The organism is Streptomyces sp. NPDC092952, assembly GCF_044754785.1.
In the GTDB taxonomy this organism is placed as follows: domain Bacteria; phylum Actinomycetota; class Actinomycetes; order Streptomycetales; family Streptomycetaceae; genus Streptomyces.
The window spans coordinates 374,182-400,555 of record NZ_JBIVPT010000006.1 but is presented as its reverse complement, the minus strand read 5'-3'; the positions used below and the strand labels follow the sequence as shown (position 1 = coordinate 400,555).

Annotated in this window: 21 protein-coding genes; 9 read left to right on the top strand and 12 right to left on the bottom strand. The window is 72.9% G+C overall.

The window, feature by feature from the left end; genetic code table 11:
• Nucleotides 1-22: 22 nt before the first annotated feature.
• Together ACIQGQ_RS18390 and ACIQGQ_RS18385 are read right to left on the bottom strand one after the other, a co-directional pair.
• Entirely contained in the window at nt 23-2,539 is a 2,517-nt protein-coding gene (locus ACIQGQ_RS18390) for a SpoIIE family protein phosphatase (protein WP_402396849.1), read from the bottom strand.
• Nucleotides 2,540-2,631: 92 nt separating this feature from the next.
• Nucleotides 2,632-4,080, bottom strand: a complete 1,449-nt coding sequence (locus ACIQGQ_RS18385) for an amidase (protein WP_402396846.1) — start codon at nt 4,078-4,080, stop codon at nt 2,632-2,634.
• A 229-nt stretch (nt 4,081-4,309) separates the two neighbouring features.
• Here ACIQGQ_RS18385 and ACIQGQ_RS18380 point away from each other — a divergent pair, with 229 nt between their 5' ends.
• Both ACIQGQ_RS18380 and ACIQGQ_RS18375 read left to right on the top strand, forming a co-directional pair.
• Nucleotides 4,310-4,984, top strand: a complete 675-nt coding sequence (locus tag ACIQGQ_RS18380) for a hypothetical protein (RefSeq protein WP_402396844.1) — start codon at nt 4,310-4,312, stop codon at nt 4,982-4,984.
• A complete protein-coding gene (locus ACIQGQ_RS18375) occupies nt 4,981-6,009 on the top strand; it encodes a nucleotidyl transferase AbiEii/AbiGii toxin family protein (protein ID WP_402396842.1) in 1,029 nt (342 codons plus the stop codon). The genes ACIQGQ_RS18380 and ACIQGQ_RS18375 overlap by 4 nt, the downstream gene beginning before the upstream one ends.
• Nucleotides 6,010-6,071: 62 nt before the next feature.
• On the opposite strand, the gene ACIQGQ_RS18370 is transcribed toward ACIQGQ_RS18375, so the two are convergent.
• Complete coding sequence (locus tag ACIQGQ_RS18370; protein WP_402396839.1) at nt 6,072-6,425, bottom strand: hypothetical protein; 354 nt, start codon at nt 6,423-6,425, stop codon at nt 6,072-6,074.
• Between the two features lie 213 nt (nt 6,426-6,638).
• Here ACIQGQ_RS18370 and ACIQGQ_RS18365 point away from each other — a divergent pair, with 213 nt between their 5' ends.
• Nucleotides 6,639-7,430, top strand: a complete 792-nt coding sequence (locus ACIQGQ_RS18365) for a hypothetical protein (RefSeq protein ID WP_402396836.1) — start codon at nt 6,639-6,641, stop codon at nt 7,428-7,430.
• Here the strand turns inward: ACIQGQ_RS18365 and ACIQGQ_RS18360 are convergent.
• The 3 genes from ACIQGQ_RS18360 to hydA all read right to left on the bottom strand — a co-directional run bounded on the left by ACIQGQ_RS18360 (nt 7,393) and on the right by hydA (nt 11,452).
• Complete coding sequence (locus ACIQGQ_RS18360; protein WP_402396833.1) at nt 7,393-8,952, bottom strand: NCS1 family nucleobase:cation symporter-1; 1,560 nt, start codon at nt 8,950-8,952, stop codon at nt 7,393-7,395. The two genes, ACIQGQ_RS18365 and ACIQGQ_RS18360, sit on opposite strands and share 38 nt — an antisense overlap.
• A gap of 88 nt (nt 8,953-9,040) precedes the next feature.
• On the bottom strand, nt 9,041-10,042 hold the full coding sequence (locus tag ACIQGQ_RS18355; RefSeq protein WP_402396830.1) for a TIGR03842 family LLM class F420-dependent oxidoreductase: 1,002 nt from the start codon (nt 10,040-10,042) through the stop codon (nt 9,041-9,043).
• Nucleotides 10,043-10,051: 9 nt separating this feature from the next.
• Nucleotides 10,052-11,452 carry a dihydropyrimidinase gene (hydA, locus tag ACIQGQ_RS18350; RefSeq protein ID WP_402396827.1) on the bottom strand — a complete coding sequence of 467 codons (1,401 nt, stop codon included), beginning with the start codon at nt 11,450-11,452 and terminating at the stop codon, nt 10,052-10,054.
• 338 nt (nt 11,453-11,790) lie between these two features.
• Here hydA and ACIQGQ_RS18345 point away from each other — a divergent pair, with 338 nt between their 5' ends.
• Nucleotides 11,791-13,677 carry an alkaline phosphatase family protein gene (locus tag ACIQGQ_RS18345; protein ID WP_402396824.1) on the top strand — a complete coding sequence of 629 codons (1,887 nt, stop codon included), beginning with the start codon at nt 11,791-11,793 and terminating at the stop codon, nt 13,675-13,677.
• Nucleotides 13,678-13,725: 48 nt separating this feature from the next.
• Here the strand turns inward: ACIQGQ_RS18345 and ACIQGQ_RS18340 are convergent, their stop codons facing one another.
• Together ACIQGQ_RS18340 and ACIQGQ_RS18335 are read right to left on the bottom strand one after the other, a co-directional pair.
• A complete protein-coding gene (locus ACIQGQ_RS18340) occupies nt 13,726-15,009 on the bottom strand; it encodes an aspartate aminotransferase family protein (RefSeq protein WP_402396821.1) in 1,284 nt (427 codons plus the stop codon).
• Complete coding sequence (locus tag ACIQGQ_RS18335; protein ID WP_402396819.1) at nt 15,006-15,848, bottom strand: nitrilase-related carbon-nitrogen hydrolase; 843 nt, start codon at nt 15,846-15,848, stop codon at nt 15,006-15,008. Before ACIQGQ_RS18335 ends, ACIQGQ_RS18340 begins: the two co-directional genes overlap by 4 nt.
• A gap of 253 nt (nt 15,849-16,101) precedes the next feature.
• Here ACIQGQ_RS18335 and ACIQGQ_RS18330 point away from each other — a divergent pair, with 253 nt between their 5' ends.
• Nucleotides 16,102-17,373: an aminotransferase class I/II-fold pyridoxal phosphate-dependent enzyme gene (locus ACIQGQ_RS18330; RefSeq protein ID WP_402396816.1), complete on the top strand. Its 1,272-nt coding sequence runs from the start codon at nt 16,102-16,104 to the stop codon at nt 17,371-17,373.
• Nucleotides 17,374-17,522: 149 nt separating this feature from the next.
• Complete coding sequence (locus tag ACIQGQ_RS18325; RefSeq protein ID WP_402396935.1) at nt 17,523-18,617, top strand: Rieske 2Fe-2S domain-containing protein; 1,095 nt, start codon at nt 17,523-17,525, stop codon at nt 18,615-18,617.
• Between the two features lie 52 nt (nt 18,618-18,669).
• On the opposite strand, the gene ACIQGQ_RS18320 is transcribed toward ACIQGQ_RS18325, so the two are convergent.
• On the bottom strand, nt 18,670-18,939 hold the full coding sequence (locus tag ACIQGQ_RS18320; RefSeq protein ID WP_366297794.1) for a helix-turn-helix transcriptional regulator: 270 nt from the start codon (nt 18,937-18,939) through the stop codon (nt 18,670-18,672).
• A gap of 41 nt (nt 18,940-18,980) precedes the next feature.
• Here ACIQGQ_RS18320 and map point away from each other — a divergent pair, with 41 nt between their 5' ends.
• On the top strand, nt 18,981-19,748 hold the full coding sequence (gene map / locus ACIQGQ_RS18315) for a type I methionyl aminopeptidase (protein WP_402396813.1): 768 nt from the start codon (nt 18,981-18,983) through the stop codon (nt 19,746-19,748).
• 12 nt (nt 19,749-19,760) lie between these two features.
• Here map and ACIQGQ_RS18310 read toward each other — a convergent pair whose 3' ends face one another.
• Together ACIQGQ_RS18310 and ggt are read right to left on the bottom strand one after the other, a co-directional pair.
• Nucleotides 19,761-20,447 carry a glycoside hydrolase family 75 protein gene (locus tag ACIQGQ_RS18310; protein ID WP_402396811.1) on the bottom strand — a complete coding sequence of 229 codons (687 nt, stop codon included), beginning with the start codon at nt 20,445-20,447 and terminating at the stop codon, nt 19,761-19,763.
• A 144-nt stretch (nt 20,448-20,591) separates the two neighbouring features.
• Nucleotides 20,592-22,400: a gamma-glutamyltransferase gene (ggt, locus tag ACIQGQ_RS18305; RefSeq protein WP_402396808.1), complete on the bottom strand. Its 1,809-nt coding sequence runs from the start codon at nt 22,398-22,400 to the stop codon at nt 20,592-20,594.
• 104 nt (nt 22,401-22,504) lie between these two features.
• Between ggt and ACIQGQ_RS18300 the strand changes: the two genes are divergently transcribed.
• Nucleotides 22,505-23,245, top strand: a complete 741-nt coding sequence (locus ACIQGQ_RS18300; protein WP_402396805.1) for a hypothetical protein — start codon at nt 22,505-22,507, stop codon at nt 23,243-23,245.
• Nucleotides 23,246-23,291: 46 nt separating this feature from the next.
• Here ACIQGQ_RS18300 and murJ read toward each other — a convergent pair whose 3' ends face one another.
• A complete protein-coding gene (murJ, locus tag ACIQGQ_RS18295) occupies nt 23,292-24,911 on the bottom strand; it encodes a murein biosynthesis integral membrane protein MurJ (protein WP_402396802.1) in 1,620 nt (539 codons plus the stop codon).
• 255 nt (nt 24,912-25,166) lie between these two features.
• Here murJ and ACIQGQ_RS18290 point away from each other — a divergent pair, with 255 nt between their 5' ends.
• Nucleotides 25,167-26,360 (top strand): Ig-like domain-containing protein, encoded by a 1,194-nt coding sequence (locus ACIQGQ_RS18290; RefSeq protein WP_402396799.1) that lies wholly within the window; start codon nt 25,167-25,169, stop codon nt 26,358-26,360.
• Nucleotides 26,361-26,374: the final 14 nt, after the last annotated feature.

Below are 26,374 nucleotides of genomic sequence, written 5' to 3'. Positions count from 1 at the left end.
CCGGCCCCGGAAGGGACCGGGGCTATCCGGCGGGGATCTCCTGCTCGGTCCAGATGATCTTGCCGTTGGAGGTGTAGCGGGTCCCCCAGCGGCGGGTGAGCTGGGCGACGAGGAAGAGGCCGCGGCCGCCCTCGTCCGTGGTGCGGGCGTGCCTGAGCCGGGGCGAGGTGCTGCTGGTGTCGGAGACCTCGCAGGTCAGCACGGACTGGCGCAGCAGCCGGAGCCGGATCGGGCCGGTGGCGTAGCGCACCGCGTTGGTGACGAGCTCGCTGACGATCAGTTCGGTCGTCATCGCCAGCTCGTCCAGGCCCCAGTCGCTCAGTCGCCGGGCGGCCTCGGCCCGGGCCCCGGCGACGGCGGCAGGGTCGGTGGGGATCTCCCACGAGGCGACGTGGTCGGGGCTCAGCTCGTGGGTACGGGCGAGGAGCAGGGCGACGTCGTCGGGCTGCGGGACCGGGACGAGCTCCTCCACGACCCGGGCGCAGAGGGCGTCCAGGGAGAGGCCGCGCTGGGCGAGGGCGCCGCCGAGGCGGTCCATGCCGAGCTCGGCGTCCCGGTCCCGGCCCTCGATGAGCCCGTCGGTGTAGAGGCCGATCAGGCTGCCCTCGGGGAGGGTGATCCGGGCCGTCTCGAAGGGCATCATGCCCAGGCCGAGCGGGGGCCCGGCGGGCAGTTCGGGGAAGCTGACGCGTCCGTCGGGGGCGACGACCACGGGCGGCGGGTGTCCGGCCCGTGCCATGGTGCACCCCTGGGTGACCGGGTCGTACACGGCGTACAGGCAGGTGGCGCCGAGCGCCGGGGGGCCGCCGTGTCCGTCGCCCTCGGGCTCTTCGTCGCTCAGGCGGAGCACCAGGTCGTCGAGGTGGGCGAGGAGTTCGTCGGGCGGCAGGTCCATGTCGGCGAGGGTGTGGACCGCGGTGCGCAGCCGGCCCATGGTGGCGGCCGCGCGGATGCCGTGGCCGACGACGTCGCCGACGACCAGGGCGACCCGGGCCCCGGAGAGCGGGATCACGTCGAACCAGTCGCCTCCGACGCCGTCCTTGGCGTCCGCCGGGAGGTAGGAGGAGGCCACGTCCAGGGCCGTTCCGCCGGGCAGGGTGTGCGGGAGCAGGCTGCGCTGCAGGGTCAGCGCGGAGGTGTGTTCCTGGGTGTAGCGGCGGGCGTTGTCCACGCAGACGGCGGCCCGCGCCACCATCTCGCGGGCGGGCAGGACGTCGTCCGGCTCGAAGGGGGCGGGGGTGTCCGACCGGATGAAGGTGGTCAGTCCGAGCACCGTGTCCCGGGCCCTCATCGGCACGCAGATCAGGGAGTGGAGTCCGTGGGCGCGGATGCTCGCCGCGCGGGCGGGCTGGTCGGCCGCCCAGGCGTGGTCGTCGGGGTCGAGCACGGGGATGAGGACGGGTTCGCCCTCGGCGAGGAAGCGCAGGCCGTGGGGCGGGGGCAGGAAGTCCACCGGCTCGCCGATCCGGCTGACGGCCTCCGGGCAGCCCTCGCGCACGGAGCGCATCCCGGCCCGGCGCATCCGCGGGCGCCCGGCGGCGGAGGCGGGGGTGGTGGCGGTGCGGGCGAGTTCCGGGCCGGACAGGCCGACGCCCGTGGGCCAGGTACCGGGGTCGTCGGGGCTGACGACCGGTTCCAGCAGGTCGACGAGGACGAGGTCGGCGAAGCGCGGCACCGCGAAGTCGGCCAGCTCCTGGGCGGTGCGCATCACGTCGAGGGTGGAGCCGATACTGGCGCCGGCGTCGTTGACCAGGGCCAGCCGCTGCTGGGCGTTCCACCGGTCGGTGACGTCCAGCACCATGTAGCAGAGGCCGGTGACCCGCCCGTCGCCGTCGGTCAGCGGCAGGTACGAGGTGGAGTAGGCGCGTTCGCGGCGCGGATCGGCCCAGGTCCAGCCCAGGTACTCGTAGTCGATGACGGGGACGCCGGTCTCCAGCACGCCGCGCATCAGGGTCTCGATGGAATCCGCCTCCAGCCCCGGGAGGACCTCGCCCAGCGTGCGGCCCACGCGGTGCTCGCGCGGTACGCCGCTGAAGCGCTCCAGGGTGTCGTTCATCCAGACGTAGCGCAGGTCCGGGCCGAGCACCGCCATGCCTATGGGCGATCCGGCCAGGAAGGCGTCCAGCACCGACTGCCCGACGATCCGCTCCGGCCGCCGTTCGCGCCCGGAGACCAGGAAGCACTCCCGGCCGTCCATGTGGAAGGAGGCCGAGACCCGGAGGTCCAGCTCGATCCGGCCGCCGTCGCGCCGCCGCACGTCGGCGACGCCCCGCCAGCCCACACCCGCACGGCAGCGCTCGGCGATCCCGGCCACCCGGACGGGGTCCTCGGCTATGGCGAGCAGGGCTCCGCCGGACCGGCCGACCACCTCGGAGGCGCGGTACCCGAGGAGGTCCTGGGCGCTCCGCGTCCAGCCGACGACCGTGCCGTTCCCGGCGACCACCACCGTGGCGTCGCTCGCCGTGTCGTAGGCGGGCCCGGCGGTGCGGGGCCGGGCGGGCCCCTCGCCGGGCTCCGGCTGCGGACCTGGACACGCCATGCCGGCCACCATCCCTCCGTTCCCTGTCCATGTTCGCGCCTCACGCACCGGGGCGCGAACAAAACGGCGGGCGGCGGGGCCCCGGCCGGTCCCTACGCGACCGGGGGCCGGTGCTCGTACCAGCGGCGGTCGGCCTCCAGCTGGGCCGCGAGGGAGATCAGCCGTTCCTCGCTGCGGGAGGGGCCCAGCAGCTGCGCCCCGACGGGCAGCCCGGCGGAGGTGAACCCGGCCGGTACGTTGACGCCCGGCCAGCCCAGCACGTTCCAGGGCCAGGCGTACGGGCAGGTCTCGGCCATCGCCAGGTCGGTGCGCCAGGCGCTCAGCCCGTCGAACCTGCCGATCGGGGGCGGGGGCAGGGCGGTCGTGGGGGTGAGCAGGACGTCGTAGCCGGGGCCGTCGCTTCCGGGGCTGCGGAAGAAGGCGCCGATCCTGCGGTGCTGGTGCACTTCGCGCTGCCGGGCCGCCCGGACGACCCGGCCGCCGAGCCGGGTGCCGGTGCGCAGCGCGCTGCGGGTGCGCGGGTCGAGGAGGGCGGGCGCGGGGTGGCGGGCGGCGAGCTCGGCGATCCCGGCGGTGGCGCGGGGGACGAAGCCGAGGCCGATCAGCCCGTACCGGGGCCGGGCGGCCTCGACGTCGTGGCCGAGGCGGGCGAGGGCCTGGGCCAGGTCCAGGACGGCCCGGCGCACGTCGGGATGGGGGGCGGAGCCGGTGAGGGTGAGCGGGGGGCGCCAGGCGAGGGCGATCCGCAGCCGGCCGGGTTCGCGGCGGGCGGCGGCCGAGGCGGCGACGGGCGGCGGGCGGTGCGGGTCGTCGGGGTGGGACCCCGCGACGGCGTCCAGCAGCAGGGCGGCGTCGGCGACGGTCCGGGCGAGCGGGCCGTTGACGGTCAGGCCCTGGAAGGCGTCGGAGTGCGGGTGGACGGAGATCCGGCCGCGCTGGGGCTTGATGCCGACCAAATGGGTCCAGGCCGCCGGGATACGGACCGACCCGGCGCCGTCCGAGCCGAGCGCGGCGGGTACGAACCCGGCGGCGACGGCCGCCGCGGAGCCCCCGGAGGAGCCGCCGGGGGTGTGGCCGGTGTGCCACGGGTTGCGGGTGGCGCCGAAGGCGCGGCCCTCGGTGAACGGCCACTGGCCGAGCTCGCAGGAGTTGGTCTTGCCCACGATCACGGCGCCGGCCGCCCGCAGCCGGCGTACCGCCTCGCTGTCGGCGGTAGCTGCGGGCAGGTCGCCGTCGCAGCCGAAGTAGGTGGGCATCCCGAGGACGTCGGTGTCGTCCTTGACCGCGACCGGAACCCCGAGCAGCGGCAGCCGCTCCCCCGCCGCGAGCCGCCGGTCGGCCTCGGCGGCCTCGGCGAGCGCGGCCTCGGCGCGCACCTGGCGGAAGGCGTTGAGGCGGTGTTCGCCCGCCCGGATGCGGTCCAGCGCGGCGGACACCTGCGCGACCGAGGTGGTGGTGCCCTCGGCCAGTTCCCGGGCGCTGTCGGCCAGGCCCGCCGGGGCGGCCGGTCCGGTCGTTTCCGCGGTGTGCGGTGAGGACATGGGCTGACCGCCTTCCTCGTATCGGCAGACACGTACGACGGTGCGCGGGGCGCGGTGGACCCGTACGCCCGAACGAACTTACCGGAGGGTAACGACTGGGGTGCGCTCCGCTCAACCGTTCGGAGGAAAGTGCCCGCGGCGGGTGGGGAGGCGCTCGCGGGGACTGTCAGTGGGCCTTGCTACGTTCGGTGACGGAAGACGGTCAGGGGACGTACGACGGGGAGGGTCCGTGGAAGCGGAGTTCGAGGGCGAGTTCGAGACGCATCTGACGGTGCGCCCCGAACCCGTCGCCGATGGCGGGGCGGGGTCCGGTCGGGGGCTCGACCGGCTGGAGCGCTGGGCGCGGGAGCGCGGTCTCGGGCTCACGCACATCGTGCTGGACGGCGGCGCCACCCCCGACCAGCCGATGCTGACCGAGCGTGGCCGGGGTTCGCTCTCCGGGAGACGGGCCGCCGCCACTCGGTGGGCGGCCGAGCTGGGCGCGGCGGGTTTCCCGGTCGTGCGGGTGAAGATAGAGGCCGCTCCGTGGAACGCGGACGTACCGGGCAGCTCCGCCGAGGCCGCCGCGCTCCCGCCCGGTCTCCACTTCGAGCATCACGTCAAGCTGCTGCTCTCCGGTGAGCCGGAGGTGGCCGTCGCCCGGGAGGTGGCCGAGCGGCACGGTGCGCGTCTGTCGCGCAACGCCCGCCGCCTCACCGGCCCCCGCTGCCACGAGCGGTTCGTCACGCAGCGCTGCCACGGAGTGGGCCGCCCCCGGGCCCGGGCCGAACTCGACGCCCTGCTCGGCGCGTTGCGCGGGGCCGGGCTCGATGTGCTGGAGGTGGAGGAGGAGTTCGTCGTGCACGACGACCGCCCCTCGGTGGACGCGGGCTGGCTGGACGCACCGGTCGGGGCCGCGCGGTGAGCGGCTGGGACCGGCCGGTTCCCGGCGAGCCGGAGTTCTCGGACGCGGCGCTCGCCCCGCGCTGGCGGGCCGCCCGGCGCGCGGTCCTGGACCATCTGCTCCAGGTGGTCGCGGGCTCGCCCCTGGGCGAGGGCCTGGTCCTGCGGGGCAGTGTGCCGCTCCGGGCGTGGGTGGGCGCCGCGGCCCGGGAGCCGGGCGATCTGGACTGGATCGTGCCGCGGCCGGGGGCGGATCTTCCCGATCCGCTCGATCCGTATCCGTACGTGGCGGGCATCGAGGCGGTGCAGCAGTGGCCGGAGGCGGCGCACGGGGCGGCCGCCCCGGAGCTGCTGACGGACGGCGAGTGCCATGCCACGGGCGGCGCCCGGCCGGTCCTCGCGCCGGAGGGGCTGCGCCGGGCGGGCCCCGACGACCTGGGTGTGTCGCCCGACCTCGACGAGGAGGTGGCCGCCGCGCTGCGGGCCGGTCCGCCGCTGCCGGAGGGGATACGCGTCGATCCGCTCCGGGTGTCCCTGGACGAGGAGTGGCTGTACCGGGAGTACGAGACGCCCGGGATACGGGTCGTGGTGCCCTGGGAGGCCGACGGGCTGCCGCCGGGCGAGGTGCGGATGGACTTCGCCCGGGACGAGCGGCTGCCCGAGGCCCCGGTGTGGACGGCCTGCCCCCGGGGTGACGGCGGGCCGCCGACGCCGGTCCGCACCGCGGGTCCGGGGCTCTCGCTCGCCTGGAAGCTGCTGTGGCTCGCCGAGGACCAGGAGGCGGAGGGCAGATCCGGCGCCAAGGACCTGTACGACGCGGTGCTGCTCGCCGAGTACGGGCGGACGGTGCTGCCGCCCCGGCTGCTGCGCACGGTGCTGGGGGCGCACGCGCGGGGGTTCACGCCCGCGCCGGTGCGGGACTGGCTGGTGGACTGGTCCGTCTTCCACGCCGCGCACCCGTGGGTGGCGGGCGGTCCGGACGGACTGCGGGAGCGGCTGGCCGTCGCGCTGCCGCCGCTGCTGGAGCGGAGCGCGCGGCGGGCCTGAGGCGGCCCGTGCCGGACGGGACCAGGAGATCCGGTCCGGCAAGGGCCCCTGGGCTGGGCGTCCTACGGCTGGACGCTGATCTCGCCGATTCCGGTGCCGATGTCGGCGCAGTGGGCGGTGGACTGGCCGGACTGGCCGGGGGCGAGGGTCACGTGCTCCCCGTCCACGTCCGGGGCCCAGCCGCAGACCAGGTGCACCCAGAAGGTCTGCGTCGCACCCCCGTCGTTGCTGCACAGCGCGTAGCCGGTGTAGTCGTCGACCGCGTGCTTCCCGGTGTCGCAGGACAGGCCCGGCGGTGTCGCCGCGGCCGTCGTGGCCGTGACGACGGACACCGGCAGCGCGAGCGCGGCGGCCGCTCCCGCCGTGACGGCACCCCGGAGCACGGTCCTGGACAGACTCCCCCTCGACAGCTTCATATGTGCGTGTTCCCCTTCGCTGGTGACGGACTCGGTGCGCCGACGACCTCCCCGGCCCCCAATGGCCCAAAACACGGCAAAACATCACTCTGTGTGCGCACCGTGCCGGGGCGCCCGTCGCGCGTCCGCACCGGCCCGGACGTACGCTCGAACCGTCGGAGGGCACCGGACCGGACCCGACGAGCCTCCGGCAGCGGGCTTCAGGGAGGCGACGTGACCGCTGGACACCACGCCACCCGCCGTACCGCCCGGACCGCGGCCGTCGTGCTGGGTCTCACCGGCGGCCTCCTCGGCGGCAACGGCCTCCTCGGCAGTGGTGCGGCCCGGGCGGACAACGGGATCGACACGCTCTCCGCACGCCGGATCGCGGAGCGTTCCCGCGATGCCCTGCTGAGCGTCGACTCCCTGCGCGTCACCGCCCGCGGCGACCTCGGCGACGGGCGGCCGGCGAAGTCGCTGGACGTCGTCCTGGACCGGTCGGGAAACTGCGTGGGGTCGGTACGGCTCGGCGGCGGCCAGGGCTCGGCACGGATCGTGAAGCACGGCGACGAGGTCTGGGTGAAGCCGGACTCGGACTTCTGGAAGAGCCAGGTCCCCGACGGCGGCGCGGCCTTCGCCGCGATCCTGAACGGGCGCTACCTGAGGGCCCCGGCCTCCGACCCCCGGCTGCGCCCCCTGACCGAGGGCTGCGACCCCGTCGTCTTCGGGCAGCTGGCGGGCGATGTCGCGCACCAGGACCCGGCGGGGCTGCGCAAGGCCCCGCGCACCACGCTGGACGGCGCCCCGGTGATCCCGCTGACCAGCACCCGGGAGGGCAGGACGTGGACGACGTACGTCGCGGCCACGGGGCGGCCGTACCCGGTGCGGATCACGGTCCACGGCGGCGGGGCGGACGCGGTGGTGGACCTCTCCGGCTTCGGGAAGCCGGTGCCCTCGGCCACGCCGCCGCCGGACCGGACGTACGACATCAACGCGCTGCTGGACCGTTCGTCGGTCCCGACGTGACGGCGGACCGGCCGCTGAGCACCACGTACAGCACCAGCGAGGAGACCAGGCCGACCGCCCAGCCGTAGTCGGAGAGCGGTTCGAGGGCCGGGATCAGCCCGTCGGCCGGGAAGGGCCCCTCCCCCGGCGCGGAGTGCGAGCCGCCGACCGCGAGGACACCGCCGACGGCGAAGGCGACGACGGCCCGCCAGTTCCAGCCGTTGACGTACCAGTAGCGGCCGCCGGGGCGGTAGAGGTCCGGGAGGTCGAGCACGGTGCGGCGGACGATCCAGTAGTCGGCGATCAGGATGCCCGCCACCGTCCCGAGCAGTCCGCCGACCAGCCCGAGCCAGGTGAAGATGTACAGCTCGGGGGTCTCGGTGAGCTTCCACGGCATGATGACGACCCCGACGACCCCGGTGATCAGGGCCCCGGTGCGGAAGCTGATGAACCGGGGCGCGAGGTTCGCCAGGTCGTACGCCGGTGACACCACGTTCGCCGCGATGTTCACGGAGACCGTCGCGACCAGCACCGTCACCAGGCCGAAGAGCAGCCCGAAGACGTTGTCGGTGCGTGCCACCAGCTGGACCGGGTCCCAGATGGCCTCCCCGTACACGGCCTGCGATCCGGAGGTGACCAGGACCGAGAGGAGCGCGAAGAACGTCATGGTGGTCGGCAGGCCGAGCGCCTGGCCCCGGATCTGGGCGCGCTGGCCGGCCCCGAATCGGGTGAAGTCGGGGATGTTCAGCGAGAGCGTCGCCCAGAACGCGATCATGCCCATCAGCGAGGGGAAGAAGACCGGCCAGAAGTCCCGCCCCCAGCCGAGCTTCGAGGGCTGGTCGAGCAGCGGGCCGAAGCCGCCCGCCTTGACCGCGACCCAGACCAGGAGCACCACGGCACCGACGATCACGAACGGCGCCGCCCAGTTCTCGAACCGCCGCAGGGCGTCCATCCCCCGGTAGATGATGGCGAGTTCGAGCGCCCAGAAGAGCAGGAAGCAGAGCCAGAGCGTCCACGGCTGGCCGCCGATCACGGACGCCTGCGCCCAGCCGCCGAACATCTTCCCGAGCAGGGTGAAGATGCCGACGCCGCCGATCCAGGTCTGGATGCCGAACCAGGCGCAGGCCACCGCGGCCCGGATCAGCGCGGGCAGGTTGGCGCCGCGCAGTCCGAACGAGGCGCGGGCCAGCACGGGGAACGGGATGCCGTACTTGGGTCCGGCGTGCCCGGTGAGCAGCATCGGCCCGAGCACGATCAGGTTGGCCAGCGCGATGGTGAACACGGCCTGTCTCCAGTCCATGCCGAGCGCCACCAGCCCGGAGGCGAGCAGCCAGGACGGGATGTTGTGGGCCATGCCGACCCAGAGCGCGGCGAAGTTGTACGTGGTCCAGCGGCGCCGTTCCAGGGGGACGGGCAACAGGTCCTCGTTGACGAACCGGTTGTCGGCGGGAACGGCGCCGGGGTCGAGCCCGACACGCCCGGTGGGGCCGGGCGCGCCGGGTATCGGATCCTGCGGCGGGGGCGGGGGAACGGTCGAGGTCATGGCGGCTTGGACCCTTCGCTCGGGAGCGGTGCCGTGCGGGGCGGGGCGCGTACAACCGTGGGGGGTGCGGGGACCTTGGGGACGGGGGTCAGTCGGTGAGGGCGGGGATGATCCGTTCGCCGTAGGCGTCGATGGTCGCCTCGCGCGCGTCGTGCATGTCGTACACGGCGAACTGGTCGACGCCCAGGTCGCGCAGGGCCCGCAGTTTCTCGATGTGCGCCTCGGCGGGGCCCAGCAGGCAGAACCGGTCGACGATCTCGTCCGGGACGAAGGCGGTGTCGGGGTTCCCGGCCCGGCCGTGGTGGCTGTAGTCGTAGCCCTGCCGGTCCTTGATGTACGCGGTGAGTTCGTCCGGGACCATGCCGGAGTGCTCGCCGTACCGGGCGACCAGGTCGGCCACGTGGTTGCCGACCATGCCGCCGAACCAGCGGCACTGGTCGCGGGCGTGGGCCAGGTCGTCCCCGACGTACGCCGGTGCGGCCACGCAGATGGTGACCGCGTCCGGGTCGCGGCCGGCGTCGGCGGCGGCCTGCCGTACCGCCTTGACCATCCATTCGGTGAGGAAGGGGTCGGCGAGCTGGAGGATGAAGCCGTCGGCCTTCTGTCCGGCGAGGGCCAGGGCCTTCGGGCCGTACGCGCCCATCCAGACGGGCAGCCGGCCGTCCTTCACCCAGGGGATGCGGACGGCCTGCCCGTCGACGGTCGCCTCGCGGCCCTCGGCGAGGTCGCGGATGACGTCGATGGCCTCGCCGAGCCGGGCCAGGGTGTTGGGGGCGCGTCCGGCGACGCGCATCGCGGAGTCGCCGCGCCCGATGCCGCAGACGGTGCGGTTGCCGTACATGTCGTTGAGGGTGGCGAAGGTGGAGGCGGTCACCTCCCAGGTGCGGGTGCCGGGGTTGGTGACCATGGGGCCGACGACGAGCCGTTCGGTGTGTTCGAGGATGCGGCTGTAGATGACGAAGGGTTCCTGCCAGAGCACCGCCGAGTCGAAGGTCCAGCCGTAGCGGAAGCCGTTCTGTTCGGCGCGGCGCATCAGCTCGACGACGGCGGAGGCGGGCGGGTCGGTCTGGAGGACGATTCCGAAGTCCATGCGGTGCTCCTAGTCGAGGTACTGACAGGTGGCGCGCGGGGTGTAGATGCCGTGTCCGGCCCGGCCGGTGAACGTCCGTCCGGCGATGACGGGTTCGCCGCGCGACAGGACGGTCTCGACCCGGCCGGTGATCCGCTTTCCCTCGTACGCCGAGTAGTCGACGTTCATGTGGTGGGTCTTCGCGGAGATGGTCTGTTCGGCCGCCGGGTCGTAGATGACGATGTCGGCGTCGGCGCCCGGGGCGATGGTGCCCTTCTTCGGGTAGAGGCCGAACATCCGGGCCGGGGAGGCGCAGGCGATCTCGATCCAGCGGCGGCGCGAGATGTGTCCGTCCACCACCGCCTGGTGCAGGAGGTCCATCCGGTTCTCCACCCCGGGCATGCCGTTGGGGATCTTGGAGAAGTCGCCGCGGCCCATCTCCTTCTGCCCGGAGAAGCAGAAGGGGCAGTGGTCGGTGGAGACGACCTGGAGTTCGTTGTTCCTGAGCCCCCGCCAGAGCGCCTCCTGGTGCTCCCGGGGCCGCAGCGGGGTGGAGCAGACGTACTTGGCGCCCTCGAAGTCGGGCTCGGCGAGGTTGTCGGTGGACAGGAACAGGTACTGCGGGCAGGTCTCACCGAAGACCGGCAGCCCCTTGTGGCGGGCGGCGGCGACCTCGGCGACGGCCTCGTCGGCGGAGACGTGCACGACGTAGAGCGGGGAGCCGGCGACCCGGGCGAGCTGGATGGCGCGGTGGGTGGCCTCGGCCTCCAGCGCGACCTTGCGGACGTCGCCGTGGTAACGCGGGTCGGTGCGGCCCTCGGCGAGGGCCTGTTCGACGAGTACGTCGATGGCGATGCCGTTCTCCGCGTGCATCATGATCAGGCCGCCGTTGTGGGAGGCCCGTTGCATGGCGCGCAGGATCTGGCCGTCGTCGCTGTAGAAGACGCCCGGGTAGGCCATGAACAGCTTGAAGGAGGTGACGCCCTCCGAGACCAGCAGGTCCATCTCCTTGAGCGAGGACTCGTTCACGTCGGAGAGGATCATGTGGAAGGCGTAGTCGACGGCGCACTTGCCGTCGGCCTTCTCGTACCAGGCGTCGAGCCCTTCGCGGACCGGGCGGCCCACGGACTGGATGGCGAAGTCGACGATGGTGGTGGTGCCGCCCCAGGCGGCGGCGCGGGTGCCGGTCTCGAAGGTGTCGGCGGCGTAGGTGCCGCCGAACGGCATCTCCATGTGGGTGTGCGCGTCGACACCGCCCGGGATCACGTACTTGCCGGTGGCGTCGATCCTCCGGTCGGCGCTCCAGCCGTCGGCCGCGTCGCTGCCGTGCTCCGCGAGCGCCGCGACGCGGCCGCCCTCGATGAGTACGTCGGCGTGGATTTCGTCGGACGCGGTGATGACGAGACCGCCGTGGATGACGGTGCGGCTCATGTACCCCTCCTCACTGTGGCGGAATGGGTCTACGCACGTAGAAGTGGTGCGTGTGAAGAACGTAGAAGTGGGTTACCCACTGTGGCAATACCGCTGCCGACAACCGCTGAAGACGTTTCTGTTTCCCGCGCCGGGCACTCCACCGGCCCACAGCGGCGCACGCGGCCCGCACCATGAGTGGATAACAGAATGATTACGGGTCTGGTCCAAATGTTGAGTACGGTTCACACGCCCGTACCTTCCCGGGAGTGGTCCGCTCACCGCCGGGGACGAACCTCGTCCCCATCACCGGGCTCCCCCGTTGCCCGGTGCCACCGACCCGATCCCCGGAGGATCCCGTGTCACTGCCGCGCTCCGCGCGTACGCTGCTGGCCGCCGCCACCGTCGCCGCCGTCGCCCTTCCGCTCGTCGCCACCACCGCCCGGGCCCAGGACCCGAAGGCCCCGGCCGCCGCGCCGTACGCCGGTCTGCCCTCCGGCACCAAGCAGGCGAAGACCCTGGTCATCGGCATCGACGGCGCCGCCTTCGACGCCTTCTCGCGCGCCGACGTCCCGCGCCTCCAGCGGCTGATGGCCCAGGGGCTGACCGCCCGGAGCAACCTCTACGCCGACCCGATGGCCCCGACCGTCTCCGGCGCCGGCTGGTCCTCGATCGCCACCGGCGTCTGGCCCGACAAGCACAACGTGAAGGACAACAACTTCACCAACCCGAACTACGACCGCTACCCGGACTACGCGACCCGGCTGGAGACCGCCGACCCGGCCACGTCCACCCTGGTCGTCGGCACCTGGAGCCCCATCCCCCAGATCGTCTTCGGCGCGAAGACCGATCTGCGCATCGCGGGCGGCAACGACGCGGGTACCACCGCGAAGGCCGTCGACTACCTGGCCAACGGCAACCCCGACTCCACCTTCGTCCACCTCGACGAGGTCGACGGCGCCGGCCACAGCAGCGGCTCGTCCAGCGCCGCCTACCTCAAGGCCCTCAACACCGCCGACATCCAGGTCGGCCGGCTGCTCGACGCCGTCGCCTCGCGGCCCACGTACGCGCAGGAGGACTGGCTGATCGTCGTCACCGCCGACCACGGCCACACCCCCACCGGCGGCCACGGCGGCAACACCCCGCTGGAGCGCGGCACGTTCGTGATCGCCCAGGGCAAGGGCATCGCCCCCGGCTCGGTACGCCACGACGTCAAGATCACCGACGTCGCGCCCACCGTGCTGCGCCACGAGGGCGTCGCCACCGACCCGGCCTGGGACCTGGACGGCACCTCGCTCGCCGAGCCGAGGACGGACGACTTCGACACCCTGCGCCCCGCGCTGCGCGGACCCGTCGACGAGACCAGGCTCCCGGCCGACGCGAAGGGCTGGACGAGCACCGCCCCCGAGGGCTGGTCCATCGACAACGCGAAGATGCCGTCCGGCGGGGTCACCGAGTGGCGCGGCTGGGCCTTCGCCACGGACGAGTTCTGGACGAACGCCGAGCGCGGCCAGGGCCGGGAGACCAACGTCCGGGCCCGCGACGTGTTCGCGGTCGCCGACTCCGACGAGTGGGACGACAAGGCGCACGGCGCCGGGCAGTTCGACTCCACCCTGATCAGCCCGGCCTACCGGCTCAACGGGGCGGCGACGGCCACGGTCTCGTACGCGACGAACTACCGGATCGACGGCCCGCAGACCGGCGACGTGTACGTCTCGTACGACGGCGGCACCCCGCAGCTCGTGAAGTCGTACCGGACCGACGTCAACACGGTCGAGCGCCTGGAGCTGGCCGTTCCGGCGGGCGCGCGGACGGCCCGGCTGAGCTTCCGCTACACCGGGACGAACAGCGCCTTCTGGACCGTCGACCAGGTCGCCCTCGGCCAGCCCACCCCGCCCTCGCAGCTCGCCGTCGCCTCGCTGGACGCCGGGACCGTGCTCCTGGGCCGCCCCGGCTCCGACTCGCCCTGGAAGGTCACCGCGAACGGCGTGGTGCGCACCGCGCAGGGCGTGCCGGTGAAGGGCGCCGCGGTCACCGCCGAGCTCACGGCCGGCGGCCGGGTCGAGCGGCTGACCGGCAGCACGAAGAAGGACGGCTCGGTCCGCTTCAGGACCACGGTGCCGCGGGGCGTCGCCAAGGCCTCGCTGAGGATCACCGAGGTCCGCTACCAGGACCTCGCGTACCACGGCGAGCTGGACCCGGTCCGCGCCCTGGACCTCACCCGCCCCACCGGCAACCGCGGCTGACCGCCCGGCCGGGCCCCGGAGCCGTCGCCCGGGGCCCGGCCCGCCGTCTCAGTCGGCGGCCCGCAGCGCCTCCCCCAGGATCTCCGCGCCCTCCTCCGCCTCGGCGATGGTGAGCGAGAGCGGTGGCGCGATCCGCAGCACACTGGTGTTGTGGCCGCCGCCCTTGCCGATGAGCAGGCCGCCCTCGCGGGCCGCTTCGAGCACCGCCGAGGCGGCTGCCGGGTCGGCCTCGTCGGTGCCGGGCCGCACCAGCTCGATGCCGATCATCAGCCCCCGGCCGCGCACCTCGCGCACCCGCTCGCACCCGGCGCCGACCGCCCGCAGCCGCTCGATCAGCAGACCGCCGACGCGCCGGGCGTTGCCCTGGAGGTCGTGCTCCAGGAGGTACGAGAGGTTGGCCAGCCCCGCCGCCATCGTGACCGGTGAACCGCCGAAGGTGGAGATGGAGTTGGCGTCCAGGCAGTTCATGACCTCGGCGCGGGCCACGACACCGCCGACCGACATCCCGTTGCCGATGCCCTTGGCGAAGGTGAGGATGTCCGGCGGCCCGTTCTCGCCGTGCGCCTGCCAGCCCCAGAAGTGGTCTCCGGTGCGGCCCCAGCCGGTCTGCACCTCGTCGGAGATCCACAGCACCCCGTGCCGGTCCAGGACCCGCCGGAACGCCGCGTACAGGCCGTCCGGCGGCGAGGTGAACCCGCCGACGCCCTGGACCGGTTCGGCGATCAGCGCCGCCGGGGGCCGGGTGTGCCCGAGCAGGTCCTCCAGGTCGGCGACGCACGCCTCGGTGAACTCGGCGTCGCTCAGATGCGCGTAGGGGCCCCGGGTGCGGACGCCGCCGTGCACGTAGAGCGTCTGGAGCGGCGACAGGCCGGTCGGCGACCAGGCGTTGTTGCCGGTGATGGAGACCGCGGAGAAGGACCTGCCGTGGTAGCTGTTGCGCATCGCGAGGATCTGGTTCGACCCGCGGTACGCGGTGGCGAGCAGCAGCGCCGTGTCGTTGGCCTCGGTGCCGGAGGTGGTGAAGAAGACCCGGGCGTCCGGGATGCCGGAGAGCGCGGCGACCCGCTCGGCCAGTTCGACCATCGGCCGGTTGAGGTAGAGCGTGGAGCTGTGGATGATCCGGCCGGCCTGCTCGGCGACCGCTTTGGTGACCTCGGGCAGGGCGTGGGCGGTCATGGTGGTGAGGATGCCGCCGAAGAAGTCGAGGTAGCGCCTGCCGTCGGCGTCCCAGACGTGGCGGCCCTCGCCGTGGGTGATCTCCAGGGGCCGTTTGTAGTAGAGGGCCAGCCAGTCGGGGCTGACCGCGAGGTGGCGGTGGTGGAGGCTGCTCACGGCTCCACCAGTCCCTCGTAGGCGTCGGGGCGGCGGTCCCGGTAGAAGGCCCACTGCTGCCTGACCTCGTCGATGAGCCCGAAGTCGAGGTCCCGTACGACGAGTTCGTCCTCCTTGTCACCGGCGGTCTCGCCGACGAACTGCCCCCGGGGGTCGACGAAGTAGCTGGTCCCGTAGAAGTCGTTGTCGCCGTACTCCTCCTGGCCGACGCGGTTGATCGCGGCGACGAAGTACTCGTTGGCGACGGCCGCGGCGGGCTGTTCCAGCTGCCAGAGGTAGGCGGAGAGGCCGCGCGAGGTGGCGGACGGGTTGTATACCAACTGGGCGCCGTTGAGGCCGAGTTGGCGCCACCCTTCGGGGAAGTGCCGGTCGTAGCAGATGTAGACGCCGACCCTGCCGACGGCGGTGTCGAAGACCGGCCAGCCGACGTTTCCGGGCTTGAAGTAGTACTTCTCCCAGAAGCCCTTCACCTGCGGGATGTGGTGCTTGCGGTACTTGCCGAGATAGGAGCCGTCGGCGTCGATCACCGCGGCGGTGTTGTAGTAGAAACCGGACTGCTCGACCTCGAAGACCGGGACGACGATCACCATGCCGGTCTCGCGGGCCAGGTCCCGCATCCGGCTGACGGTGGGCCCGTCCGGGACGGCCTCGGCCCAGCGGTAGTGCTCGGCCTCCTGCACCTGGCAGAAATAGGGGGCGTTGAACACCTCCTGGAAGCCGATGATCTTCGCGCCCTGCCGGGCGGCCTCGCGGGCATGTTCCTCATGCTTGGCGATCATGGATTCGGTGTCGCCGGTCCAGGTCGCCTGGACGAGGGCGGCGCGAACGACTGGGGACATGAGCTGCTCCTTCGACGCGGCGTCAGAGAGCCTCAACGCGTTTCTACGCCCGTAGACACGTGCGTAGAGGAGAACGTAAGCCCCGCCACACAGCGGGGCAAGACCATCGCCGCGAACCGGCGGAGTCGATCATGTTTCACACCCGTGCGGTCCACACGCCCGCCCGTCCCGCTCCCGGTCCGCGACCGCCGGGCACCGATTTGTATTCTCGGCCGCAGCCCCGTTTCGAACGGGATCTGCGAGAGGATCCACCATGACCAGCGAGCCGACCCCCGACAGCCTGCCCGGCCTCCTCGACCGGGCCCGCCAGGACCACCGCGAGCTGGTGGCGCTCGGGCTCTCGCTCGATCTGACCCGGGGCAAGCCCGCCCCCGCCCAGCTGGACCTCTCCGAGGAGCTGCTGGCGCTGCCCGGCGTCGGCCGGCACACCGCCCCCGACGGCACGGACGTACGCAACTACGGCGGGCTCCAGGGGCTGCCCGAGCTGCGGGAGATCTTCGCCGGGGTGCTCCAGGTTCCGGCCGGCCAGCTGCTCGCGGCCGGGAACTCCAGCCTGGAGCTGATGCACGACTGCCTGGTGCACGCGCTGCTGAGCGTGCTGCCCGGCGCGGAGTCGCGGTGGGTGGACCAGGAGCGGATCGCGTTCCTGTGCCCGGTGCCCGGCTACGACCGGCACTTCGCGCTCTGCGAGCGGTTCGGGATCGACATGATCCAGGTCCCGATGACCGCCGAGGGCCCGGACATGGACGTCGTCGAACGACTCGTCGCCGAGGACCCCGCCGTCAAGGGCATCTGGTGCGTGCCGAAGTACAGCAACCCGGACGGCGTCTGCTACAGCGACGCGACCGTGGCCCGGCTCGCCGCGATGGAGACCGCCGCCCCCGACTTCCGGATCTTCTGGGACAACGCCTACGCCGCCCACCACCTCACCGACGAGCCGGTCGCGATCGCCGACCTGCTCGCCGCCTGCGCCGGGGCCGGCAACCCGGACCGGGTCTTCGTCTTCGGCTCCACCTCGAAGATCACTACGGCCGGCTCGGGCGTCGCGTTCTTCGGCTCGTCCCCGGCGAACCTGGAGTGGCTGCTCGGCAACAACGCCAAGCGGTCGATCGGCCCCGACAAGGTGAACCAGCTGCGGCACCTGATGTTCCTGCGCGACGCCGACGGGGTGCGCTACCACATGGAGCGCCAGCGCGCCCTGCTCCAGCCCAAGTTCGAGGCGGTGGCCCGGATCCTGGAGTCGGAGCTGGGCGGCACCGGACTGGCGTCCTGGACCTCGCCCAAGGGCGGCTACTTCGTCACCCTGGAGGTGCCCGACGGCTGCGCCCGGGAGGTCGTGCGCCGGGCCGCCGAGGCGGGCATCGTGCTGACCCCGGCCGGCGCCACCCACCCGTACGGGGACGACCCGCGCGACGCCGTCATCCGGATCGCGCCCAGCTACCCCGGGCTCGCGGAGCTGGAGCGGGCGATCGAGGGGCTGACCGTCTGTGTGCGCCTGGTGGGGTACGAGCAGCGGGCCCGCTGAGGGCTCCGGGGCACGGATCGCCCCACCCCCTTCCCGTCAACTCGCTCCGCTTTTCTACCCGTTCGGGTGGTGTGCGGTGCGCGACGGAGTTTCCGGACCGCTCTGGGCAGTTTCCAGAAGGACCGGAACCGGAAGAAGAAGGGGAAGTGGTGGGACTGTCACGCGATCTCGGGAGCGCCATCAGCGAGGGGCCGACACCGGCCGACGCTGCGGGCGCTCCCGCCCTGCCGTATCCGAGCGGCTGGGCGGCACTGGCGTTCTCCGACGAGCTGCGGCCGGGCACCGTGCTCACCCGGCCGCTGGCCGGCGAGGACGTGGTGCTGTACCGGCTCGGCTCGGGCGCGGTGCGGGCCATCCGGCCGTACTGCCCGCATCTGGGCGCCCACCTGGGCCTGGCGAAGGTCGAGGGGGACGACCTGGTCTGCCCCTTCCACTTCTTCGCCTTCGGCCCGGACGGCGCCTGTGTGCGCACGGGGTACGACACCGCCCCGCCGAGATCGCCGCTGTCGCGGCTGCCGGTGATGGAGGTCAACGGCGCGGTCTTCGTCTGGCGGCACCACGACGGCCGGGAGCCGGACTGGTCGATTCCCGAATGGCACGTGATCGGCCACCGGCCCTCGCGCAGCGCCGCCTGGGAACTGGCCGGAAACGTCCAGGAGGTCATCGAGAACTCGGTGGACCTCGGACACTTCGCCACCCTGCACGGCTGGAAGAGAGCCGAGATCGGCGGCCCGGTGGAGTACGAGGACGCGAAGTTCCACGTCTCCATGCGCGCCCATGAATCGGCGCCGATGCTGGGCGACTTCGTCGTCCATGTGGAGGTGGACGGCTACGGGCTGGGCTGCCTGCACGCCGATGTGCACACGCCCCGGCTGGGGCTGCGGATGTGCACGATGGTGCTGCCGACGGCGATCGCGCCGAACCGGATGCAGTTCCGGCAGCTCAACCGGATCGCCTTCGACGAGCCGTCCCGGCTGCCCGGCCCGCTGGCGCGCACGGTGAGCCGGACCGCGGCCCGGCTGCTGGACCGTGCCGTCTTCCGGTCCAGCTGCGAGTTCACCGCCGCCGACTTCCCGATCTGGCACCACAAGCAGTACCGGCAGCCGCCCCGGCTGGCCGCCGGTGACGGCCCGATCGGCCCGTTCCGCCGCTGGGCCCGCCGTTTCTACCCGGAATCGACGGACGGCGGGCGGACGACGCTGATCGAGCTGATCGAGCAGCCGAACGGGGTCGAGGTGTCCTGAGACCGGCCCGGTGGGCCCCGGTTCCCGACGTACGGGGAGCCGGGGCCCACCGCTATCCGGCCAGGGGGACCGCGTCCGGTTCCGTGGCGCAGCGGGCGAGGATCTCGTCCATCGAGAGCCCGAGCGCGCCGGCCAGGGCCGCGACCGTGAAGAAGGCCGGGGTGGGGGCGCGGCCCGTCTCGATCTTGCGCAGTGTCTCGGCGGAGATTCCGGCGTTCGCCGCGATCTCGACCATGCTGCGGCCGTCGCGCGCCTCGCGCAGCAGCTCGCCGAGACGTTCGCCGCGGCGGCGCTCTTCCGGGGTCAGGGGGGTGCGGACCATGCCGTCATTCTAATACCGCTTCGACCGGTATAGTAATTGGCATGGTGCAACTCAAGACGGACACATCCATCGATGCCATGCGCGAGACCGGCCGGGTCGTGGCGCGGCTCCTGACCTCCGTACGGGAGGCGGCGGTGGTCGGCGTGTCGCTGCGGGAGCTGGACGAGGTGGCGCGCGGGGTGCTGCGGGAGGCGGGCGCGGGCTCGCCGTTCCTGAACTACCGGCCGCACTTCGCCCCCACCCCCTTCCCCGCCGTGATCTGCGCGTCGGTCAACGACGCCATCGTCCACGGCATCCCGACCGACCAGCGGCTGCGCGACGGCGACCTGGTGAGCATCGACGCGGGCGCGAAGCTGGACGGCTGGGCGGGCGACTCGGCGATCAGCTTCACCGTCGGCCGGGCACGGCCCGCCGACACCCGGCTGGTCGCCACGGCCTTCGAGGCGCTGGAGGCGGGCATCGCGGCGGCGGTCGTCGGCAACCGCATCGGCGACATCGCCCACGCCATCGGCACGGTCTGCCGCGGCGCCGGGTACGGCATCCCCGAGGGGTTCGGCGGCCACGGGATCGGCCGGGAGATGCACGAGGACCCGGCCGTCCCCAACGAGGGACGGCCGGGCCGGGGCATGCGGCTGCGCCACGGGATGGTGCTGGCGATCGAGCCGATGCTGATCGCCGGCGGAAAGGACGAGTACTACCCGGACCGGGACGGCTGGACGCTGCGCACCACCGACGGCAGCCGCGCCGCGCACGCCGAGCACACGGTGGCGATCACCGACGACGGCCCGCGCGTCCTCACCGCCCTGTGACCGTCCCCGCCCTCAGTTGTTCTGGAGGAACTGCTTGGCGAGGGCGTCCCCGGCGGTGACGGCGGCGCTGTGGCTCTCGATCGGCGACACCTGGGAGTTCTTGAACAGGATGTACGTGACGCCGGAGTCGACCCCGCCGGTCGCCGGGTCAGGGTCGATGCCGAGGGCCTGGGCGGTGGCGTAGGACGCCTCACCGATGATCTGGCTGGGGCCGGTGTCGCCGACGACCGCGTACTCGACCTTGTTGTTGTAGATCACGGCGACGACACCGCCGCCCTTGATCCCCGAGTCGCCGTACTTCCAGATGCTGCTGGCGCTGGGGACGACGACGTACGGCAGTTTCTCGGCGTTCAGCGGCTTTCCGGCGGAGGTCTCGAACGCCGTCCCGTTCTGGAACCACGGGTCGGTGTTCTCGTTGCAGGCGGCGGTGATCTCGCCGTCGCAGTCGATGTCCATGTCGGCCTTCCAGAACACGGCGCCGTTCTTGCCGCAGACCGGGATGGTCGCCGATGTCTCCTCGTCCGTGCGGTACTTGCCGTTGGAGATCTGTGAGCAGGAGGTCACCTTGGCCAGCAGGTCGGCCGCGCTGACGGTGCCTTCCTTGACGCCCGGACCGGCGTGGGCCGCGGGGGCCATGGCGGCGGCGCCGAGCAGGACGGCGGCGGAGGTGGCGGCGAGGGCGAGCGTTCGAGTACGCACAGTGGGGGGCCCTTTCAATAGGAAAGTTTCCTTACCGACCGGCCCAACATGGCCCCGCCCGACCGCCACCGTCAAGACCGCGGGGCCGGATCCGCGCGTGTCAACGCCCGGAACCGGCCCCGCACACAGGATCTTGACGTCTCGTCAGGAATGTCCGGCCGGCGTCACGACCATCGCCGATCCGCCGCCCCGGCGGACCTTCTCCGCGGCCGCCAGCCACCGCCCGTCCGGCAGTCGCTGGACGCCCGTGGCCGCCCCGATCTCCGGGTTGAGCTTGAAGGCGTGGCCCAGCGACTCCAGTCGCGCCCGGAGCGGGCTGTTCCACAGGTCCGGTTCCAGCTCCGTCGTCGGCGCGTTGCGCTGGCTGGCGCGCGGCGCGGCGATGGCGTCGACCAGCGGGAGCCCCCGGTCGACGGTGCCGATCAGCGACTGGAGCACCGTCGTGATGATCGTGGCACCACCGGGCGATCCCAGGGCCAGCACCGGCCTGCCGTGCTTCAGCACGATCGTCGGCGAGATCGACGAGCGCGGCCGCTTGCCCGGACCGGGCAGGTTCGGGTCGTGCACCGCGGGGTCGGCGGGCGCGAACGAGAAGTCCGTCAGCTCGTTGTTGAGCAGGAAGCCGCGCCCGGGCACGGTGATGCCGCTGCCGCCGGTCTGCTCGATCGTCAGCGTGTACGCGACGACGTTGCCCCACTTGTCGGCCACGGTCAGATGGGTGGTGTTCTCCCCCTCGTACGTGGTCGGGGCGGCCTTGCCACCGGTCGCGCAGTCGGCCGGGTGGCGCGGGTCGCCCGGGGCGAGCGGGCTGGTCAGCACCGCGTCGTCCTTGATCAGGCAGGCCCGCGAGTCGGCGAACCGCCGGCTCAGCAGCTCCCGGGTCGGTACGTTCTCGAAGGCCGGGTCGCCCACCCAGCGCCCCCGGTCCGCGAACGCGATCCGGCTGGCCTCGATGTAGCGGTGCAGGTACTGGGCCTCGCTCAGCTTCGAGACGTCGGTGGAGCCCAGGATGTTGAGCGCCTCGCCGATGGTGGTGCCCCCGGACGAGGAGGGGGCCATGCCGTAGACGTCGAGGCCGCGGTAGTCGACCCTGGTCGGCGTCCGGCGCAGCGCCCGGTAGGAGCGCAGGTCCTTCGCGGTGAGGTCACCGGCGCGCACGACCCGGGTGGCCTTCGGGTCGACGGGCGGCTTGCGGACGGTCCGTACGATGTCGTCGGCCAGCCCGCCCCGGTACAGCGCGTCGACGCCCTGGCGCCCCACCTGCTCGTAGGTGCGGGCCAGGTCGGGGTTCTTGAAGCGGGAGCCGACCACCGGTAGGTCGCCGCCGGGCAGGAAGAGCTTCCGGGTCGCGGGGAAGTCGGCGAACCTGGCCCGGTTGCCCTCGGTCTGCGAGCGGAACGTTTCGTCCACGACGAAGCCGTCCCGGGCGAGCCGCTCGGCCGGCTTCAGTACCTGCCGCAGCGGCTTGCTGCCCCAGGTCCGGAGCGCGGTGTCCCAGGTGGCCGGGGTGCCGGGGGTGCCCACGGCGAGTCCGCTGGTCACGGCCTCGTCGAAGGAGAGCGGCTTGCCGTTCTCCAGGAAGAGCGAGGAGTCGGCGCTGCGCGGGGCGGTCTCCCGGCCGTCGATCGTCTCCACGGTGCGCCGGGAGGCGTCGTAGTAGACGAAGTAGCCGCCTCCGCCGAGGCCCGCCGAGTAGGGCTCGGTCACACCGAGCGCGGCGGCGGTCGCCACCGCCGCGTCCACCGCGTTTCCGCCCTTGCGCAGCACCTCGATGCCGGCCGCCGAGGCGTCCGCGTCGACGCTGGCCACCGCACCGCCGTACCCCACCGCGACGGGGGACTTGGGCGGTGCCTCGGGCGCCCGCGCGGACGCGGCCGGGGCGGCGGCGACAACGGCGACGACAGTGGCGAGAACAGCGGTTAAGGACACATTTCGCGCGATGGAACGTCTCATGCGCACCTCCAGTGCGGGATCGTCCGCGCAGGGTATCGCCGGGCCCGCCGACCCGTCAGGTCCACCGTTCCGACGTTTCCCGGCGCCCGCTAACATGCCCGCCCATGAGTGACGACGTACGCAACATCGTGCTGGGCGTGATAGCCGCCGGCGTCAGTGCCGCGCTCGGCTGGCTCGCCCGCACCTATCTCTGGCGCCGCAGACTCCGCCGCAAGCAGGCGTTCTTCGGGCTGCCGGGCAACTCCGAGTGCCTGCTCGTCGTCAACCGCGACGCGGGCGGCGACGGTTCCGTCCACCGTCACGACGTCTTCGCCCTGCTGGAGCTGTCCGCCCTCATCAAGGACTGCTCGGCGCACGCCCAGATCCTCTCCCACGACGTCGCCCAGCAGGGCTTCGGCGAGCGGACCGAGTTCTGTGTCGGCGGGCCCGTCTCCAACCGGCGGATGGCCGCCCATCTGCATTCGCTGCTGCCCGGGGTGAAGGTGAACACCGACCCCGCGCCCGGCCCCGACCGCAATGCCTTCCAGATCGGCTCGGAGCGCTACCGGGTCGAGAAGGGGGTCGCCGAGTACGTGCTGCTGGCCCGGCTGACGGCCGGTCAGGACGCCCGCCCGGTCTTCCTCTTCTGCGGCCAGCAGGCCATCACCAACCAGGCCGCCTCCCGCTACCTCGCCCGCAACTACGAGAAGCTGGCCCGCAAGCACGGCAACAACACCTTCTGCCTGCTGCTGAAGGTGGTCAACTCCCAGGCGTACGGCCCCGACGTGGTCGAGCTGGTCGCCGATGTGACCCGCGCCGCCCAGTCCCCCGCCCCGGCCCCGCGCAACTCCCACCGGGCCCCCTGAGGCCCGCCCGTTCCGGTCCGGCGCACCGCCGGACCGGGGTGCGGGCTCAGGCCCGGCGCAGCCGGGCCCGTCCCGCCTCGATCACGGCACCGACCTCCCGCAGCCGCAGCGGCCGGGCCAGCAGGGCGACCGTGAGCAGCAGGACGGCCGCGCCCGCGCCCAGCGCCGCGAAGTCCCCGGCCCCGGCGCAGGACCGTGCGGCCAGATGGCCGAGCAGCCCGGCGGGGACCGCCGCCGCCACGAGCCGCAGCTGCGCCCCCAGCGCGGCCGAGCGCAGCGGCGGGGCCCCGGCGCCGAGCCTGCGGTGCAGTACGTACCCGGTGACGGCGAAGCCCGCGAACAGCGCCACGGTGTAGCCCCCGGCCATGCCCGTGACGGCCCAGCGGGCCGGCAGCAGCAGATACGCGGCGGCCGCGAGCCCCGCGTTGAGCGCGGCGATCACCAGGTTGAGGAGGAAGGGCGTGCGGGTGTCGCCCATCGCGTAGAAGGCGCGGGAGAGCACGTACTGCCCCGAGTAGGCGACGAGCCCGGGGGCGAACGCCATGATCATGCCCGCCAGCACGGCGATGTCCGCGTCCCCGGTCCGCCCGTACCCGTAGACCGCGCCCATCGCCCAGGGCGCGAGCGCGAGCAGCAGGGCCGTCGCGGGTATCACCAGCGCGGCCGAGGTGCGCAGGGCGTAGGAGACGTCGCGGCGCAGCCCCGGGAGGTCCTGGTCGGCGGCGGCGCGGCTCATCCGGGGCATCAGCGCGGTCATCAGGGAGACGGTCACGATGCCGTGCGGGACGACCCACAGCTGGAAGGCGTAGCTGTACGCGGTGTATCCGGCGCCGCCCACGAGTCCCTGTTCCTCCGCGCGCAGGCCGACGGTGGTGGAGAGCCGGGTCACCACCCAGTAGGCGATCTGGTTGGTGAGCACCAGCGCGACCAGCCAGCCCGCGGCGCGCAGCGGCCGGGTGAGACCGCTGCCGCGCCAGTCGAACCGGGGCCGCCAGCGGAACCCCGCGGCGCGCAGCGCGGGCAGCAGGGCGAGGGTCTGGACGGCGATCCCGGCGGTCGTGCCCCAGCCGAGCAGTCGGGCCCGTTCCGGGGTGAGCGCTCCGTCCGAGCCCGCCACGACGGCCAGGTAGAGGCCGAACACCCCGATGACGACGAGGTTGTTGAGGACGGGGGTCCACATCATCGCGCCGAACCGGTCGCGGGCGTTGAGGACCTGGCCGAGGAGGGTGAACAGCCCGTAGAAGAGGATCTGCGGCAGGCAGTACCGGGCCAGGGCGATGGTCATGTCGGCCTGGGCTCCGTCGTAGCCGGGGGCGTACACCTCGACGATCCAGGGGGCGGCGAGGACCGTGAGGCCGGTGAGGGCGAGGAGGCCGACGGTGCACAGGGTGAGGAGCCGGTCGGTGTATGCGGCCCCGCCGTCGGCGTGCCGCTTGGCCGCGCGGACCAGTTCGGGCACGAAGACGGCGTTGAGGGCGCCGCCGATGAGCAGGGTGTAGAGGATGTTGGGCACGGTGTTGGCGACGTTGTACCCGTCGGCCCGGAGCCCGGTGCCGAGCGCGGCGACGACGACCGCCGAGCGGAGGAAGCCGGTCGCCCGGGAGACGAGGGATCCGGCCGCCATGACGGCGCCGTCCCGCACCGCCGAGCGGGGTTTCCGGGTCATCGTCTCCGTGCCGCTCGCCGTTCCACCCACCGTTGTGTCCCCCGCCCCGTGGCCGTCCGGTCAGGCGTGGAGGGTATCCCGCGTGTGACGTGCACATGAGCGGCGGGGCGGTCGGGGCGGGCTCCGGACGGGCAGAGTTCGTGCCGGACTCCGTGGCGTACGACACATTTCACGGTTTTCGGCCGAATTGCGGAACCCGGGCGCCTGACCTGGGGGTCTTCCTCGGCGAGAAGCAATGCCTTGGAGGTATTTCCGTTGTTCGCTGTACGCCGTACCGCCCCGCTCGGCCGCCCGGTCCGGCTCTCCCTGGTCGCCGGTTCCGCGGTGCTCGGGTCCCTGCTCACCGCCTGTTCCGGGGCGGCCGCGTCGGACTCGGCGAAGGACGGCGATCCGGCCCCCCGAAAGGCGCGGATCTCGGTGAACCTGAGCGGTGACCGGGCCGTCCCGGGCAAGCCGGTGAAGGTGACGCTCGACAGCGGGAAGCTGACGGCGGTCACGGTGAGCGCGGACGGCGGCGCGGCGCTGACCGGCCGGATATCCGCCGACGGCCGGACCTGGACGTCCGAGCGCCCGGCCGCCCCCGGCACCACGTACGGGATCGAGGCGAGGACCGCGCAGGGCGGCAGCGCGAAGGCCGGGTTCACCACCACCGCCGCGCAGAAGGTCAACAAGCTGACGCTGGCCCCCGGCAAGGACACCACGGTCGGGATCGCCCAGCCGCTGTCGATCGTCTTCGACAACCCGGTCAAGGACCGGGCGGCCGTCGAGAAGGCCCTGAAGGTCTCCACCTCGAACAACACCGAGGGTTCCTGGGGCTGGCTCCAGGACTACTCCGGCAAGGACCGCGTCGACTGGCGGCCCAAGGAGTACTGGAAGTCCGGTACGAAGGTCACGCTCGACGCCGACCTCAACGGCGTCGACTCCGGACCGTCCGGCGGCTGGTTCGTCCGCGACTACCGGACCACCTTCACGATCGGCGCCGCGCAGGTCGTGAAGGTGGACCTCGACCGGCACCGACTGGCGCTGCAGCGGGACGGCAGGACCGTGCTGGACGTGCCCATGTCGGCCGGTACCCCCGGCGGCGAGAAGGCGTCCTGGCGCGGCACGGCCGTGCTGATGTCCAAGGAGGGCACGATCAACATGCGCTCCGAGACGGTCGGCCTCGGTGACGCCTACGACAAGATGGTCGACTACTCGATGCGGCTGACCTGGTCGGGGATGTACGCGCACGCCGCGCCGTGGAACGCGTCCTACTTCGGTGTGGCCAACCGGAGTTCGGGCTGCGTCGGGATGAGCGACGCGAACGCCGGTGCGCTGTACGGGCAGGTGCGGGCCGGCGACCCGTTCGAGATCACCGGCGCGGACGCCAAGGGCACCGTGGCCGAGGGCAACGGCTACGGGGCGTGGAACGTGTCGTGGGCCGACTGGCAGGCGAAGAGCGCCCTGTAGTGGTGTGGAGGCCG